The organism is Saccharopolyspora taberi (assembly GCF_039534165.1).
Lineage (GTDB): Bacteria > Actinomycetota > Actinomycetes > Mycobacteriales > Pseudonocardiaceae > Saccharopolyspora_D > Saccharopolyspora_D taberi.
Genome location: NZ_BAAAUX010000014.1, coordinates 293302 through 307370 on the forward strand (window position 1 = coordinate 293302; position 14069 = coordinate 307370).

The 14069-nt window shown below is 70.8% G+C and carries 14 protein-coding genes and 1 tRNA gene; 3 read left to right on the top strand and 12 right to left on the bottom strand.

The window, feature by feature from the left end; translation table 11 throughout:
• Positions 1–3: 3 nt before the first annotated feature.
• From fdh to ABD691_RS15565, 6 genes are all read right to left on the bottom strand, one after another.
• On the bottom strand, positions 4–3291 hold the full coding sequence (gene fdh, locus ABD691_RS15540; RefSeq protein ID WP_344680392.1) for a formate dehydrogenase: 3288 nt from the start codon (positions 3289–3291) through the stop codon (positions 4–6).
• An 89-nt stretch (positions 3292–3380) separates the two neighbouring features.
• Positions 3381–3704, bottom strand: coding sequence for a hypothetical protein (locus ABD691_RS15545; protein WP_344680393.1), 324 nt, complete (start codon positions 3702–3704; stop codon positions 3381–3383).
• Positions 3701–5065, bottom strand: a complete 1365-nt coding sequence (locus ABD691_RS15550) for a hypothetical protein (protein ID WP_344680394.1) — start codon at positions 5063–5065, stop codon at positions 3701–3703. The genes ABD691_RS15545 and ABD691_RS15550 overlap by 4 nt, the downstream gene beginning before the upstream one ends.
• A gap of 6 nt (positions 5066–5071) precedes the next feature.
• Positions 5072–5398 (bottom strand): hypothetical protein, encoded by a 327-nt coding sequence (locus tag ABD691_RS15555; RefSeq protein WP_344680395.1) that lies wholly within the window; start codon positions 5396–5398, stop codon positions 5072–5074.
• Between the two features lie 566 nt (positions 5399–5964).
• Positions 5965–6150 carry a LysR family transcriptional regulator substrate-binding protein gene (locus ABD691_RS15560; protein WP_344681292.1) on the bottom strand — a complete coding sequence of 62 codons (186 nt, stop codon included), beginning with the start codon at positions 6148–6150 and terminating at the stop codon, positions 5965–5967.
• A gap of 60 nt (positions 6151–6210) precedes the next feature.
• On the bottom strand, positions 6211–6621 hold the full coding sequence (locus ABD691_RS15565; RefSeq protein ID WP_344680396.1) for a DUF2000 family protein: 411 nt from the start codon (positions 6619–6621) through the stop codon (positions 6211–6213).
• A gap of 67 nt (positions 6622–6688) precedes the next feature.
• Between ABD691_RS15565 and ABD691_RS15570 the strand changes: the two genes are divergently transcribed.
• Positions 6689–7522, top strand: coding sequence for an AraC family transcriptional regulator (locus tag ABD691_RS15570; protein ID WP_344680397.1), 834 nt, complete (start codon positions 6689–6691; stop codon positions 7520–7522).
• Here ABD691_RS15570 and selD read toward each other — a convergent pair.
• Positions 7509–8504 (bottom strand): selenide, water dikinase SelD, encoded by a 996-nt coding sequence (gene selD / locus ABD691_RS15575; RefSeq protein WP_344680398.1) that lies wholly within the window; start codon positions 8502–8504, stop codon positions 7509–7511. The two genes, ABD691_RS15570 and selD, sit on opposite strands and share 14 nt — an antisense overlap.
• Positions 8505–8541: 37 nt before the next feature.
• Entirely contained in the window at positions 8542–9171 is a 630-nt protein-coding gene (locus tag ABD691_RS15580; protein ID WP_344680399.1) for a pyridoxamine 5'-phosphate oxidase family protein, read from the bottom strand.
• A 55-nt stretch (positions 9172–9226) separates the two neighbouring features.
• Here ABD691_RS15580 and ABD691_RS15585 point away from each other — a divergent pair.
• A tRNA-Sec gene (locus tag ABD691_RS15585) sits at positions 9227–9322 on the top strand.
• A 9-nt stretch (positions 9323–9331) separates the two neighbouring features.
• Here the strand turns inward: ABD691_RS15585 and ABD691_RS15590 are convergent.
• Together ABD691_RS15590 and ABD691_RS15595 are read right to left on the bottom strand one after the other, a co-directional pair.
• Complete coding sequence (locus ABD691_RS15590) at positions 9332–10204, bottom strand: NAD(P)-dependent oxidoreductase (protein WP_344680400.1); 873 nt, start codon at positions 10202–10204, stop codon at positions 9332–9334.
• Positions 10205–10275: 71 nt separating this feature from the next.
• Entirely contained in the window at positions 10276–11436 is a 1161-nt protein-coding gene (locus ABD691_RS15595) for a Cmx/CmrA family chloramphenicol efflux MFS transporter (protein WP_344680401.1), read from the bottom strand.
• A gap of 94 nt (positions 11437–11530) precedes the next feature.
• Here ABD691_RS15595 and ABD691_RS15600 point away from each other — a divergent pair, with 94 nt between their 5' ends.
• On the top strand, positions 11531–12121 hold the full coding sequence (locus ABD691_RS15600) for a CGNR zinc finger domain-containing protein (protein ID WP_344680402.1): 591 nt from the start codon (positions 11531–11533) through the stop codon (positions 12119–12121).
• On the opposite strand, the gene ABD691_RS15605 is transcribed toward ABD691_RS15600, so the two are convergent.
• Together ABD691_RS15605 and ABD691_RS15610 are read right to left on the bottom strand one after the other, a co-directional pair.
• Entirely contained in the window at positions 12108–13157 is a 1050-nt protein-coding gene (locus ABD691_RS15605; protein ID WP_344680403.1) for a PDR/VanB family oxidoreductase, read from the bottom strand. The two genes, ABD691_RS15600 and ABD691_RS15605, sit on opposite strands and share 14 nt — an antisense overlap.
• On the bottom strand, positions 13157–14059 hold the full coding sequence (locus ABD691_RS15610) for a metal-dependent hydrolase (RefSeq protein ID WP_425565087.1): 903 nt from the start codon (positions 14057–14059) through the stop codon (positions 13157–13159). The genes ABD691_RS15605 and ABD691_RS15610 overlap by 1 nt, the downstream gene beginning before the upstream one ends.
• Positions 14060–14069: the final 10 nt, after the last annotated feature.

The following is a 14069-nucleotide window of genomic DNA, read 5'->3' on the forward strand; positions in this document are numbered from 1 at the left end:
ACATCACTTCCCTCGTCCCTCGCCGGTCCGCCACGGATCGTCGGCGTGCTCGGTGCCGGTGTCCGCGGTGATCCCCGCCTGCCTGCGGTAGTCCTCGACGAACCGCAGCAGCTCCGGTCCGCGCGGCCGCCGTCCCGGGCGGATGTCGCAGGTGCCCGCCTTGGTCTCCATGATGTGCACGTTCGGGTCCAGCGCCACGTTGACCAGCTCGTTGGCCGCGTCCCCGGAGGTCAGCCCGTTGGGACCCCAGTGCCAGGGGATGCCGATCTGGTGGATCGTCCGGTCGCCGTGGCGCAGCGGGCGCAGGCGGGAGGTGACCAGCACCCGGCCCTCGATGGCGCTGCGCGCGGTGACCACGGTGGCCCAGCCCAGGTGGGTCAGCCCCCGCTCGGCGGCCAGCTCCGGCGAGACCTCCAGGAACATCGCCGGGGCCAGCTCGGACAGGTGCGACAGCCACCGGCTCATGCCGCCCGCGGTGTGGTGCTCGGTGAGCCGGAACGTGGTGAAGACGTAAGGGAAAACGGCGCTGCCGGGTTCCTGGCCGCTGGGCTGGTAGCGGTTCTCCGGGCGCGAGTACACCTGCCGCGCCGGGTTGCGCTGCTGCGTGCCGTGCAGGCGGTTCTCCAGCGGGGACTCCTGCGGCTCGTAATGCGCGGGCAGGGGTCCGTCGACCAGACCGGCCGGGACGTAGAGCCAGCCGCGGCCGTCGCTCTGCATGATGAACGGCTCGGCGCCGCCGATGCCCGCCGGACCGGTGGCGCCTTCGGCCGGCACGTAGTCGGGACGCTTGGACTTGTCGAAGTCGGGCACGTCGTGCCCGGTCCACTCGCCGTGCTCCTCGTCCCACCAGACGTACGCCTTGCGCTCGCTCCACGGCCCGCCCTGCGGATCGGCCGAGGCGCGGTTGTAGATCAGCCGCCGGTTCGCGGGCCAGGCCCAGCCCCACTCCGGCGCGACCCAGGTCTGCTCGCGGCCCGGGCGCCGCCGGGCGGACTGGTTGACGTCGTCGGCGAAGACACCGCAGTAGATCCAGCATCCGCAGCGGGTCGACCCGTCGGTCTTCAACTGCGTGTAGGACGACAGCGGCGCGCCGTCGGCGTCCGACCCGTTGATCTCGCGCAGCACCGCCTCCGCGCTGGGCTCGGCGATCGCGCCCTCGGTCGGATAGTCCCAGGTCAGCTCCAGCAGGGCGCGGTCGCGCTCACGCTGCGATCCGCTCAGCTTCTCCCGCAGGCGCCGGCCAAGGTGGTAGTAGAACCACAGATCGCTGCGCTGGTCGCCCGCGGGCTCGACCGCCTTGTGGTGCCATTGCAGCAGCCGCTGGGTGTTGGTGAACGTGCCGTCCTTCTCGGTGTGCGCCGCGGCGGGCAGGAAGAACACCTCGGTTCCGACGTCCTCAGTGGACATCTCACCGGTCTCGATCTCGGGGCCGTCCTTCCAGAAGGTCGCGGTCTCGACGAGGTTGAGGTCGCGCACCACGAGCCACTTCAGGTTCGCCAGGCCCATCCGCTGCTGCCGCGCGTTCGCCGTGCCCACCGCGGGGTTCTCGCCGATGACGAAGTAGCCCTCGACGTTGCCCTCGATCTGGTCGATCACGGTCTGGAACGTGCCGTGGTCGCCGGTCAGCCGGGGCAGGCGGTCGAAGCAGAAGTCGTTGTCGGCGGTGGCGTGCTCGCCCCACCACGACCTGAGCAGGCTGACCAGGTACGAGCGCATGTTCGCCCAGTAGCCGCAGGCGTACTCGTCCTGGGCGACGAAGGATTCCAGGTCGACGTCGGTGTGCGCGTGCGGCATCGGGATGTAGCCGGGCAGCAGGTTGAACAGCGTCGGGATGTCGGTCGATCCCTGGATGCTGGCGTGACCGCGCAGGGCCAGGATTCCCCCGCCGGGGCGGCCGATGTTGCCCAGCAGCAGCTGGAGGATCGAAGCCGTGCGGATGTACTGCACGCCGACGGTGTGGTGCGTCCAGCCCACCGCGTAGGCGAAGGCGGTCGTGCGCTCGCGCCCGGAGTTGGCGACCAGCGTCTCGGCCAGCCGCAGGAACTCCTCGCGCGGAACTCCGCAGACCTCGGCCACCATCTCGGGCGTGTACCGCGCGAAGTGGCGCTTGAGGATCTGGAAGACGCAGCGCGGGTGCTGCAACGTCGGGTCGGTCTCGGGACGGCCGTGGTAGACGGGCCCGCCCGAACCGGTGCGTTCGGGCCGGCTCGTCTCGCGCTCGCGGCCGTGCATCTTCGACGGCGCGTCCTCCGGGCCGTGCCCACCGATCGACGGCACGGCGCTGCTGCCCTCGTACTGCCACGTCGCCGTGTCGTAAGCGCCCACCTCGGCGTCGAACCCCGAGAACACCCCGTGCAGGTCCTCGGTGTCGAGGAAGTCCTCCCCCACGATCATCGCGGCGTTGGTGTAGGCGACGACGTAGTCGTGGAAGTAGGCGTCGTTGTCCAGCACGTGGTGGATCAGCCCGCCGAGGAACGCGATGTCACTGCCGGCGCGGATCGGGACGTGCTTGTGCGCCATCGCGGACGTGCGGGTGAACCGCGGGTCGACGTGGATGACCGTGGCCCCCCGCCGCTTGGCCTCCATCACCCACTGGAACCCGACCGGGTGCGCTTCGGCCATGTTGGAGCCCTGGATGACGATGCAGTCGGCGTTGGCGAGGTCCTGCTGGAAGGTGGTGGCGCCACCCCGCCCGAAGGAGGTCCCCAGACCGGGAACCGTGGAGGAGTGTCAAATCCGGGCCTGGTTCTCGACCTGGACCGCGCCCAGGGCGGTGTAGAGCTTCTTCATGAGGTAGTTCTCCTCGTTGTCGAGGGTCGCTCCTCCGAGGCTCGCGATGCCCATGGTGCGCCGCAGCCGGCGGCCGTGGCCGTCGGTCTCCTGCCAGGTCCGGTCCCGGGTCTCCAGCACCCGGTCGGCGATCATGTCGAGCGCGGTGTCGAGGTCGAGGTCCTCCCACTCGGTGCCATGAGGCCGGCGGTAGCGGATCTTCGTCTGGCGAAGCGGCGAGGTCACCAGCTCCCGGCTGGCCGACCCCTTCGGGCACAACCGCCCCCGGCTGACCGGCGAATCCGGATCCCCTTCGATCTGCGTGACGACGCCGTCGCGAACGAACACCCGCTGCCCGCAACCGACCGCGCAGTACGGGCATACGGACCGCGCGACGCTGTCGGCCTCCTCGGTCCGCGACCGCGTCGCGTCCGTGCGCGCCGACCTCGCGGCCGACCCCCGCCCCAGGCGGTCCGGCCCGGCAACCTGCCGCAACACCGGCCAGCGCAGCCACTCGACCATCGACGTCTCCTCGCACGGGTCTTTCCAGGGGAACACCCGGGCGGGTGGGGTGCAAACCGGGGTGGGGGGTTGGACGCAGGATCAGGTGCTCAGCTCACCGGATATTCCTGACCGAGCAAAACAGCCTTGGTGATGAACAAGATCAGAGCGACTAGCGGCACCAGCAGCCAAGCCCACCCGAGCTTCCGAATGGCAACGACCAGGCCGAGCTGGACGGCCAGGACCACGGCCCCGAGCCCGGTGCCGGTCTGTGCGGCGAGGTGGAGCACGTCGATCGCGCCGCGGTCCCAGTCGCCTTGGGGTTCGAAGCCGTAGGTGAACACCAGGAACGGTACGAGCAGCAGGTCGGTGATCACCGCGACGACAACAGAAACGACGCTGCGGTCTTGTCGGCGCTGGTCGGTCTCGGTCATTTGAGGGACTCCTGCGCTTTGGGGAGGTTCTTCATGAATCCCTCGCCGTAGTTCTTGGCCTGCTTTTCGTCCCAGTAGGGGCCGCCGTTGTAGCGCGCGGCGAGTTCCTGGTACTGCGCCGGTGTCAGTGTTTCCTTGTCGTGGAAGTCGGTTTCCTGTTTCAGGTCGGATAGGTGCGAGGCGGCGATGAAGATGTTCTTCTTCGGGTCGTTCAGCGCCTCGACGACCTCGCTGCGCTGTGCCTCGGACATGGTCTCGGGATCGTAGCCCAGGGTTTCCGCAGCTCGGCGGACCTGGATCGCCACCGGGCCCATCGAAGTGGCGTTGGACCGGCCGTCGTCGTTCGGGTCGAGGTGCGGGTTGCCGATCTCCTCGGACCTGCGGACGCCGTACACCTCGCGGTCGGTCCAGTAGGCTTCCCCGCCGACTTCCTGCCAGGCGATTCCCGCCACCATGTCCGGTGGCAGGCCGTACTTCTGAGCGGCTGCCTTGATCACTTCGCGGTTGTCCCGGATCCACGACTGGCGGTACTCGTCGTCTCTCTCCCACAGCTGGTACCAGGGGATCGAGACGTTCCCGCCGGGCAGCTTCGAGGTCGCCGCGTTGATCTCGGCCAGGGCCGGCGAAACCTCGGCGGGCGATCCGCCGGGACCGTAGCCGGGCTTGGCGCCGGAGCCCGGTGTGCGCACGTGCGGATCGTTCGCGGCGTCCTTCGCTTCCTGGTCGATCGCATCGATGCCCTCGATGATCGCGGCTGCCTCCTGGGAGTTCGACCGGAAGTCGGGAAGGGCCGCGTGTGCCCGCGCCAAACCGGTCAGGCATGCCTGCCGCGCCGTCTCCTCCGTGCGCTTCGCGGAGGTGAACTTGTTGTTCGTCGCGTCGTAGAGGCGCTGCGCGTCGGCCTTGATGGAGTCCACGTCCATCCCCAGCTCGGCGATCCAGTCGAAGAATCCGCCGGTGGTGCTGATGTCCTCCCACTTCCGCATCGGTTCGGCCGCCTTCGCTGTCTCGGTCCACGCGTCGGCGACGGACTCGATGAGTTCCGCCAGCTTCTCCTCGGTTCCCTTGCCCTCCTCGACGAGCCTCTTGGCCCGTTCCAGCTCCGGCCAGTACTTGGCGAGGGCTTCCGAGGCGAGGCGGAACCCGTCCTGGAGGTCGCCGACGAGGCCGTCGGCGTCGGCGAGCCGAGCGTCGTACTTGTCGCGGCCCTGCCCCTCCCAGACGGTGTCGTCCTTGGCTCGCTTCAACCCCGGCTTCACCGAATCCAGCAGGTCGACCATGCGCCGGAACTCCCGTGCGTTGAGCTCGACGAGGTCAGGGGTGGAGCGGTCGATGAACTTGACGTCCTCGTAGTAGGTCACGCCCGCTCACCGCCGTTCCGGGGGCACGTACTGGCCCTGGCCGAGGAGCCGGTCGAGGTCGTCGGCGACACCCTGGTCGACCGAGACGAGCTGTTGGCCGGTGGCCTTCAGCTTGGTTGCCAGCGCTCCCAGCAGTGCGATGAGATCCTGGTACTGGTCGTGGGCGAAGCGGGAGAACTCCTCGACCTTCACGCCGACATCGCGATGCGCTCGCGGGGCCTTCGCCGCCGTGGCGTTGTCGCTGTCGAGCCGTCCTTCCTTCAACAGCCCGGCGAGTTCGGCCAGCAGGTGCGAGCTGCCGTCCACAGAGGACGGTTCCACTCGGAAGTTCATCGGGGCCCCCAAAGTCCGCACTGGTACTGCGCAGCTGTGGTCCGCGGATTCCGGTTTCACGCGGTGGCCATGATCCCGCGCACTCCGACGCGAATTGGGCCGTCACGGAAGTTGTTCACCCGGACGGTGGCCTGAAATCGGCGAGAACAGCCCGTTCGGATCGGGGGCTATGCGGCCGGATGGGTTACCGGCGACGTCAAGCGAGAACCCGCCCGGACATGGCCGCGCGGGCAGTGGAATCTGTCACGGCGGCCGCTCAACGGGACTGCGGTTCGCGCTGTCTGCCCAGGGTATGGGCCGTTCCCGGGACGCACGACGTGCTGATCAATCTATTCCGGTGATCAATCGCATCGAATACGAGTGTTGACCTGGACGATCCACCCCGGCCAACACTGAATCCATGGCAAGTTGTCCCCCGCTCATCACGACTGATGAAGCCGAACTGCTGCGGGCCTTCGGCATGCGAGCTTTGGTCGTCGGGCTCCTCCTGGCCACTACCGGCGAAACCACGCTCGCCCTGGTTGCTTTCCTCGCGGGCGCCGTGCTCCTCCATCGCTCATCGAGCCTCAGCCCGTCAGGTGCTGGAGCAGGGCTCGGGCGGCCGGGTTGACCGGTTCCGGTAGCCGACCCACCAGATGAATCGGCCTGCTCAGGCTCGGCTGCTCGATCCGGGCGTACGGAAGCCCGGAACGCTCGGCGACCGGCTCGGGCACGATGCTCACGCCGAGACCGGCCGCTACCAGCTCGACCAGCCGAGCCCCACCACCGTGGCCATCTCACCTCGCGCGGCGACTACTCGCGAACCGCAGCCACTACGGGTGCAAGGACAGCCCCTTGCACACCTTGTCGACGGTGTTCCGGCGGGCGTGCATCGCGATTCCGACCAGATCGAGATCCTCCGTCTCGACGGCCGCCACGACTGCGCGGTTGTCCGCGTCGTTGCCGGTGCGGAACATGTCCTCGGTGTAGACGGTGAGCCGGACGTCGCGTGCGATCGCGCGCTCGTGGGTGCGTTTCAGCTCCTCGGCGCCTGCCGCGAAGACCAGGACCGGCTGGCCGAACAGCGGCAGGTACGTGACGCCCGAGGCGTCCGCGTAGTCCTGTCCGATCAGCTCCGGGGCGCTTGCGGCGATGCCGCCCGCCAGGAACGCCGTGACGTTGAGCTTCTGCCACTCCGGCAGGTCCTTGCGGATCACCACCGCGATCTTGGTGTCGGTTGCCATGCCCGGGATCGTCCCCGGACGGCCGTGGCCGGGTCTTGAACGGAGGTGCGGGGGTGAGAATGGGGGTATGCCGTCGTCCGACTGGACCGCCTACTGGCGCTCCACCCGCCGCCCGCTGGAGGTCATGCACGCCCACTTCCAGCGGCACGCCTACGACCGGCACAGCCACGAGACCTACTCGTTCGGCGTGACCGAGGCGGGCGCGCAGTCCTTCCGCTGCCGGGGCGCCGAGCACACCAGCACCGCGGGCATGGTTCTCGCGCTCAACCCGGACGAACCGCACGACGGGCACGCGGGCGCGGACGGGGGATTCACCTACAAGATCGTGCACATCGGGCCGGACCTGGTCGCCGACGTGCTCTCCGACGCGGCGCAGAGGCCGGTCGGCCTGCCGCTGTTCGCCGAGCCGGTGATCCACGATCCCGCGCTGGCCGACGCGCTGCGCGGCCTGGACACCGCGCTCCTGCACGGCGACTCCGCTCTCGCGCAGGACGAGGCGGTCGAGCGGACCGTCCACGCCCTCGCCCGCCGCGCCGCCGCGAACCCGGTGTCGCCCGCGCATCCGATCGCCGTCGACAGCGGTGTCCGCCGGGTGCGTGATCTGCTGGAAGCGCACTTCGCCGACGACCTGGGCGTCGCGCGGCTCGCGGAGGTCGCGGGGCGGAGCCGGTTCGCCCTGAACCGGGCGTTCTCCGCCGCCTACGGCCTGATGCCCAGCGAGTACCAGCGCCAGCTCCGGCTGCGGCACGCACGCAGGCTCATCGCCGCCGGATCGACGCTCGCCGAGGCCGCCACGGCGGTCGGTTTCGCCGACCAGAGCCACCTGAACCGCTGGTTCCGGCGGCACTACGGCATCACCCCCGGCGCGTTCCAGCGGGCGGCACCGCTCAGCGCGCGATGACCAGGTGTTGCCCGCGCGGGACCAGTTCGCCGACCACCGGCGCGCCCGGGATCTCCCCCGCCACCAGCAGCCCGCCCGAGGTCTGGGCGTCGGCCAGCAGCAGCGCCTCGGACTTCGGGATCGCCGACAGGTCGCTGTGCGGCCGGACCCAGTCGAGGTTGCGCCTGGTGCCGCCGCTGACGTAACCGTCGCGCAGCGCTTCGCGAGCGCCGTCGAGGTACGGCACCGCCGCGGAGTCCACCACGGCCGAGACACCGCTCGCCCTGGCCAGCTTGAGGAGGTGCCCCAGCAGGCCGAATCCGGTGACATCGGTCGCGCACCGGATCCCAGCGGCGACCGCGGCGGCGCAAGCCCGCGCGTTGAGCGTCGTCATCGCCTCGACCGCCTGCGGGAACACCTCGCCAGTAGCCTTGTGCCGGGAGTTGAGCACCCCGATCCCCAGCGGTTTGGTCAGCGACAGCGGCTGCCCGGCACGACCGGAATCGTTGCGCAGCAAGGACTCCGGTGCACCCAGGCCGGTCACCGCCATGCCGTACTTGGGCTCCGGGTCGTCGACGCTGTGCCCGCCCGCCACCGGGCACCCGGCGTCCCGGCCGACGTCGGCGCCGCCGCGCAGCACCTCCCGCGCCAGTTCCACCGGGAGCACCTCGCGCGGCCAGCACAGCAGGTTCACCGCGACGACCGGCCGTCCGCCCATCGCGTAGATGTCCGACAGCGCGTTCGCCGCGGCGATCCGGCCCCAGTCGTAGGGATCGTCGACCACCGGTGTGAAGAAGTCGACGGTGCTGAGCACCGCGCGGTCGCCGTCCAGGCGGACCGCCGCCGCGTCGTCCCCGCCGTCGAGCCCGACCAGCAGCGAGGCGTCGGGGGCGGCCAGCCCAGACACCATCGCCTCCAGTTCACCGGGAGGGATCTTGCACGCGCAGCCGCCGCCGTGTGCGTACTGCGTGAGCCGATGCGTCGCGGGCGCTTCGAGATCCATGCCCCGACGCTATTCCCGCGGCGTCACGGTCGCATCGTCAGCCGTACAGCGCCTTGCCGTAGTCCGGCCCGTAGTAGCGCTCCAGCTCCTCGATCGGGTCGTCCGGTCGTTCCAGGAGCTTGGCGATGACCGCCCGCGACGGGACTCCGCCCTCGTCCCAGCTCTCCGGCTTCCACAGGCCGGAGCGCAGGAACGCCTTGGAGCAGTGGTGGAACACCTCGTCGATCTCGACCACCATCGCCAGCACCGGGCGGTGGCCCTTGACGACCATCCGGTCGAAGAACGGCGCGTCGCGCACCAGCCGCGCGCGGCCGTTGATGCGCAGCGTGTCGCCGCGTCCCGGCAGGAAGTAGATCAGGCCCACGTGCGGGTTCACCAGCACGTTGCGGAATCCGTCGGCCCGGCGGTTGCCGGGGCGTTCCGGGACGGCGATCGTCCTGTCGTCCAGCACCAGGGTGAATCCCGGCGGGTCGCCCTTGGGCGAGGCATCGCAGGCGCCGTCGGCGTCGGCGGTAGCCACCACGCAGAACGGTGAGGCCGCGAGCCACTGCCGGTCCACCTCGTGCAGCGCCTTGCGCGCCTTGTTCGCCGTCCGCGGCAGCGGGGTCCCGATCACCTCCCGCAGCTCCGCCTCCGAAGTGATCTCCACCAGGTTTCCGGTTTCCACCGGGCACCGCCTCCTCTCGACCACCGGGGAGCCTACGCCGCCTATGCTCGGCGGCGGAGGCGTAAGGGTGCCTGGTGGCCCCCGCGGTCTTCAAAACCGACGTGGCCGAGCACCTCGGCCAGGCGGGTTCGATTCCCGTCCGCCTCCGCCACCAACCACCTCACTCGAAGCTGGCCAGGTAGCTCGCGGCCATGTCCTTGTCCCCGTGCCCGGCCGCGGCCGCCCGCCGGAACCGCTCCAGCCCCGCCACCGCCAGGTCTGCCTTGACGCCCGCCTGCTCGGCTGCCTCGACGATCAGCCGGGAGTCCTTCTCGGCGTTGGTGACCGCGAAGCTGGTCGTGTAGTCGTCGGCGAGGATCGCCGCGCCCTTGGCCTGCAGGTACGGGTTGTCCGTCGGGCCGCCGGTGACGACTTCGAGGAAGTCCTGCGGATCGACGCCGAGGCCCCTGGCGATGGCCAGCGCCTCCGCCGCGCCGTGGGTGAGCACGAACGCCCAGCTCATCAGCGCGAGCTTGAGCCGGGAGCTGGCCGCGCCCGCGCCGTCGTCGGCCACCCACACGGTCTTGCGGCCGATCACGTCGAACACCGGGGCGACCGCGTCCCGCACCGACTCGGGGCCGGAGGCCATCACGACCAGCTGGCCCTGCTCGGCGGGCTGGCGGGTGCCCTGCACGGGGGCGTCGATGAACACCAGGCCGTGTTCGGCGGCGAAGTCGGCAAGCGGCGCGACGGCGTCGACGCCGACCGTGCTCAGCTGCGCCCACACCGTCCCCTCGGCCAGGCCGGGCGCGGCGGCCCGCACGGCCTCCAGGACGCGCGGGCCGTCGTTGAGCGCGGTCAGCACGAATCCCGCTCCGCGCACCGCGTCGGCCGGGGTGTCGGCGACGACCGCGCCGTCCTCTGTCAGCGGCTCGGCCTTGGAGCGGGTGCGGTTCCACACCCGGACGTCGAAGCCAGCACGGGCGAGGTTACGGGCGACGGCGGCGCCGATGATCCCGGTGCCCAGCACCGCCACGGTCCGATCGGTTGGCATGACAGTTCCTCTCCTTGTTCCTGCTATTTCCCGGCTCCCTGCGATTTCCGGGTCCTGCACTTCCCGGACGGTCACCCCGCGAGCGCGCGGTCCTGCCGTCCAAGCCTGACGTCGACGCAGACGACCGCCAGCGCGCCGGCCGCGAACAGGGCTCCCACCCAGGCCGGCGCGGCGAAGCCGAAGCCCGCGTTGATGACGAGTCCGCCCGCCCACGGGCCGATGGTGTTGCCGACGTTGAACGCCGAGGTGTTGGTGGTGGTCGCCAGCGTCGGCGCGTCGGCGGCCTCGATCATCACCAGCGCCTGGAGCGCGGGGTTGATCGCGAAGGCCGCGACGCCCAGCAGCACCAGCGTGATCGCGGCGGTGATCCGGTCGCCGGAGGTGATGGTGAGCCCGCCGAGCACGATGGTGAGCCCGGCCAGGCCGACGACGAGGTTCGGCCGCAGGTGGGCGTCGGCGAACCGGCCGCCGATCGCGGTGCCCGCCAGGCAGCCCAGCCCGAACAGCAGTTGCAGCACCGGCACCATCGCCGGGCCGAACCCGCTGACCTCGGTCAGCAGCGGTGCGAGGTAGCTGACCAGCGCGAACAGCCCGGCCTGGCTCAGCGCGGTCACCGCCAGCGCGGTCCAGACGCGCGGGTTGGCGAAGGAGGCGAACTCGGCGCGGACGCCGGTCCCGCGCGGCCGGGGCTGCGCGGGCACCAGGACCAGCACGCCGATCAGCCCGGCCAGCGCCAGGGCGTCGATCACCCAGAAGCTCGCGCGCCAGCCCCACTGCTGGCCGAGGAAGGTGCCGATCGGCACGCCCAGCACGTTGGCCAGCGTCAGCCCGCCGAACATGATCGCCAGCGCCCGGCCCCGGCGTTCGGGACCGGCCAGGCCGACCGCGACGACCGAGCCGATGCCGAAGAAGGCGCCCTGCGCCAGCGCGGTGACCACCCGGGCGAACATCAGCACCGGGTAGGTCGGGGCGAGCGCGCCGAGCGTCTGGCCGAGCAGGAACAGCCCGAGCAGCAGGAGGAGCGCGGCCTTGCGGCGGACCCGCAGCAGAGCCAGCGTGAGCAGTGGCCCGCCGACGACGACGCCCAGGGCGTAGCCGGAGATCAGCAGTCCGGCCGTGGGGACCGAGACCTGGAAGTCGGCCGCGAGCAGCGGCAGCAGACCGGAGATCACGAACTCGGTCGTTCCGACGCAGAAAACGGTCAGACCCAGCACGAAGATCGCGAGGGGCATGGCACGGGCTCCTTGGGGGCGTACGGCTTCGAGCAGAATCGACACTAGCAAACGGTTATGCTGGTGTCGCGTTAACCTGCGGAGAGGAGGTCCGATGCCGCCACCGTCCGGAATTCGCTGGTCAGAGCACCACCACGTGCCCGATGACCTGGCCGTGCTGTTCGACTTCCTCAACACCAACGACGAGCGCGACTTCGGCGATTTCGTCCCGCACGACGAGCTGACCTCGACCGATGCTCTGGCGGACTGGCTGGCGGGCCGGGACCTCGTGATCTCCGGCACGCCCGCCACGGCCGACGACTTCCGGATCGCGTTGCAGCTGCGCGAGGCGCTGCGGGTCTGCGCGCTCAGCAACCGCACCGGCGAACCCGCGCCGGACATCGCGCGGCTCGGCCCGGAGCTCCCCCTGCACGCCGGGATCGAGCCCGGCGGCGCGATCACGCTGCGCGCCGCGCGGTCCGGCGTGCGCGGCGCGCTGGCCGCGCTGCTCGCCGACGCGGTCCGGGCCAGCACGGACGGGAGGTGGGCGCGGGTCAAGATGTGCGCGTCCGACGACTGCCGGAACGTCTTCTACGACCACTCCAAGCCGCGCAACGCCCGGTGGTGCTCCAGCAAGGACTGCGGCAACCGGGCGAAGACCCGGTCGTACCGCCTGCGCAGGCAGAGCTCGGTCAGAGATCGATGACGAGCCGGTCCTGGGCCCGGGACACGCACAACGTCATGTGGTCGCCGCGCTCGTCGTCGGTCAGCACTTGGTCGCGGTGGTCGACTTCCCCGGACAGCACCCGGACCTTGCACGTGCCGCAGAAACCCTGCCGGCACGAATAGGCCGTCTGCGGCAGGACTTCCCGCACGACGTCCAAAGCGGACCTGTCCGCGGGGACGTCGAGCACCCGGCCCGTGCGCGCCAGCTCCACCCGGAACGGCTCCCCGCCGACGACCGGAGGCGGCGCGAACCGCTCCCAGTGGACCTGGCGGTTCTCGGCGTCGATGCGGACGCCGGTGATCATCGGCGTCGGCCCGCAGCAGTAGACCGGCACGTCACCGGAGACGTGTTCCAGCAGCTCGGCCCCTGACGCGGGGATTCCGTACTCGGTGTCCGGGCGCACCCACACCCGGTCGTCGTCGAGCTCCTCCAGGAACGGCATCGACTCCAGCGACCGGCCGGTGTAGATCAGCCGCCAGTCCGCGCCGCGAGCGGCGGCAGTGCGCACCATCGGCAGGATCGGCGTGATCCCGATGCCGCCCGCGATGAACAGGTAGCGGTCCGCGGTGACGAACGGGAAGGCGTTGCGCGGACCGCGAAGCGTCAGCGGTGTTCCCTCGCCGACCTCCTCGTGGATCTCTCCGGAGCCGGAGCCGCCCGGGATCAGCCGGACCGCGATGCGGTAGCAGCGGTCGGCGGGGTCACCGGACAGCGAGTACTGGCGGATCCGCCCCGACGGCAGGACGACGTCGAGGTGCGCGCCCGGCTGCCAGGCGGGCAGCCGGCCACCGTCGGCGGCGGCGAGCCGCAGGCTCACCACGCCCTCGGCTTCCGCGCGGACCTGTTCGACCACCACCCGCAGGTCCCGGTCGACCGGCACCACCGGTGGCCGCCTGCCGCGTCGGCCGAACCGCTCCACCGCCGCCGCTCCCCTGGCCAGCAGCCACAGGAACCGGTCGGTGCCCCGCCCGGTGTCCAGCCGCGGCGGGATCCCGTCGAAGAGCCCGGTCGCCATCAGTGCTCGGCGGCCCTGGCGGCGGGCGACTGGGCCAGGTAGGCGATCGCCTGGCTGGTCGAGCCGTGCTGCGAGGGGTGGTAGGAGCGGCGGAAGAACGCGGGCAGCGCGCGCAGCATCTGCCAGTAGCTCGGGGTCAGGCCGAGCTTGCCGGTGCGCAGCAGGTCGCGCCAGCGCGCCTTGCGGCTGCCGCGCAGCACCGGGTCGTGGCGCATCAGGTACCGCACTCCCCTGGCCCACAGCACCGTCAGCGCCACGACCGCGATGACCATCGCCCGCGCCCGGCGCCCGTACCGGCCGTCGACGTGCATGTAGAGGTCGTAGGCGACCGAGCGGTGCTCGACCTCCTCGGCGCCGTGCCAGCGAAGCAGGTCGAGCATCGTCGGGTCCGCGCCCACCTCGTCGAGCTCCTCGGCGTCCAGGATCCACTGCCCCAGGAACGCGGTGAAGTGCTCGATCGCCGCCACCAGCGCCAGCCGCTCGACGAGCCACTCCTCCCGCCGCTCGCCCTCGTACGGGCGGTCGCCGAGAACCTTGCGGAACACCCAGGTGACCTGCTCGACGTAGCGGGTGGTGTCCAGCCCGTGGGCGTCGAAGTGGTCGACCACGCCCTGGTGCGACTCGGCGTGCATCGCCTCCTGGCCGATGAAGCCGCGCACGTCCTCCAGCAGGTGGTCGTCCTTGATCAGCGGCAGCGCCTGCTTGAACACCTCGACGAACCAGCGTTCGCCCTCGGGCAGCAGCAGGTGCAGCACGTTGATCATGTGGGTGGCGAACGGCTCGCCGGGAACCCAGTGCATCGGCAGCCTGGCCCAGTCGAACTCGACGTCGCGGGCGTGCAGCACGACCCGGTCCGGCTCGCCGGGGTCGGAGTGCTCCCGGGACATCCGTGCTCCCGTCATTTCCTGGGCT

Excerpts from the sequence above, each read along its gene's own strand:
- selD (WP_344680398.1), bottom strand. The coding sequence starts at position 8,504 with ATGGATCTCGAAGCGCCCGCGACGCATCGGCTCACGCAGTACGCACAC.
- ABD691_RS15600 (WP_344680402.1), top strand. The coding sequence starts at position 11,531 with ATGCCGCCACCGTCCGGAATTCGCTGGTCAGAGCACCACCACGTGCCC.
- ABD691_RS15595 (WP_344680401.1), bottom strand. The coding sequence starts at position 11,436 with ATGCCCCTCGCGATCTTCGTGCTGGGTCTGACCGTTTTCTGCGTCGGA.
- ABD691_RS15570 (WP_344680397.1), top strand. The coding sequence starts at position 6,689 with ATGCCGTCGTCCGACTGGACCGCCTACTGGCGCTCCACCCGCCGCCCG.
- ABD691_RS15590 (WP_344680400.1), bottom strand. The coding sequence starts at position 10,204 with ATGCCAACCGATCGGACCGTGGCGGTGCTGGGCACCGGGATCATCGGC.
- ABD691_RS15605 (WP_344680403.1), bottom strand. The coding sequence starts at position 13,157 with ATGGCGACCGGGCTCTTCGACGGGATCCCGCCGCGGCTGGACACCGGG.
- ABD691_RS15545 (WP_344680393.1), bottom strand. The coding sequence starts at position 3,704 with ATGACCGAGACCGACCAGCGCCGACAAGACCGCAGCGTCGTTTCTGTT.
- ABD691_RS15555 (WP_344680395.1), bottom strand. The coding sequence starts at position 5,398 with ATGAACTTCCGAGTGGAACCGTCCTCTGTGGACGGCAGCTCGCACCTG.
- ABD691_RS15565 (WP_344680396.1), bottom strand. The coding sequence starts at position 6,621 with ATGGCAACCGACACCAAGATCGCGGTGGTGATCCGCAAGGACCTGCCG.
- ABD691_RS15610 (WP_425565087.1), bottom strand. The coding sequence starts at position 14,059 with ATGACGGGAGCACGGATGTCCCGGGAGCACTCCGACCCCGGCGAGCCG.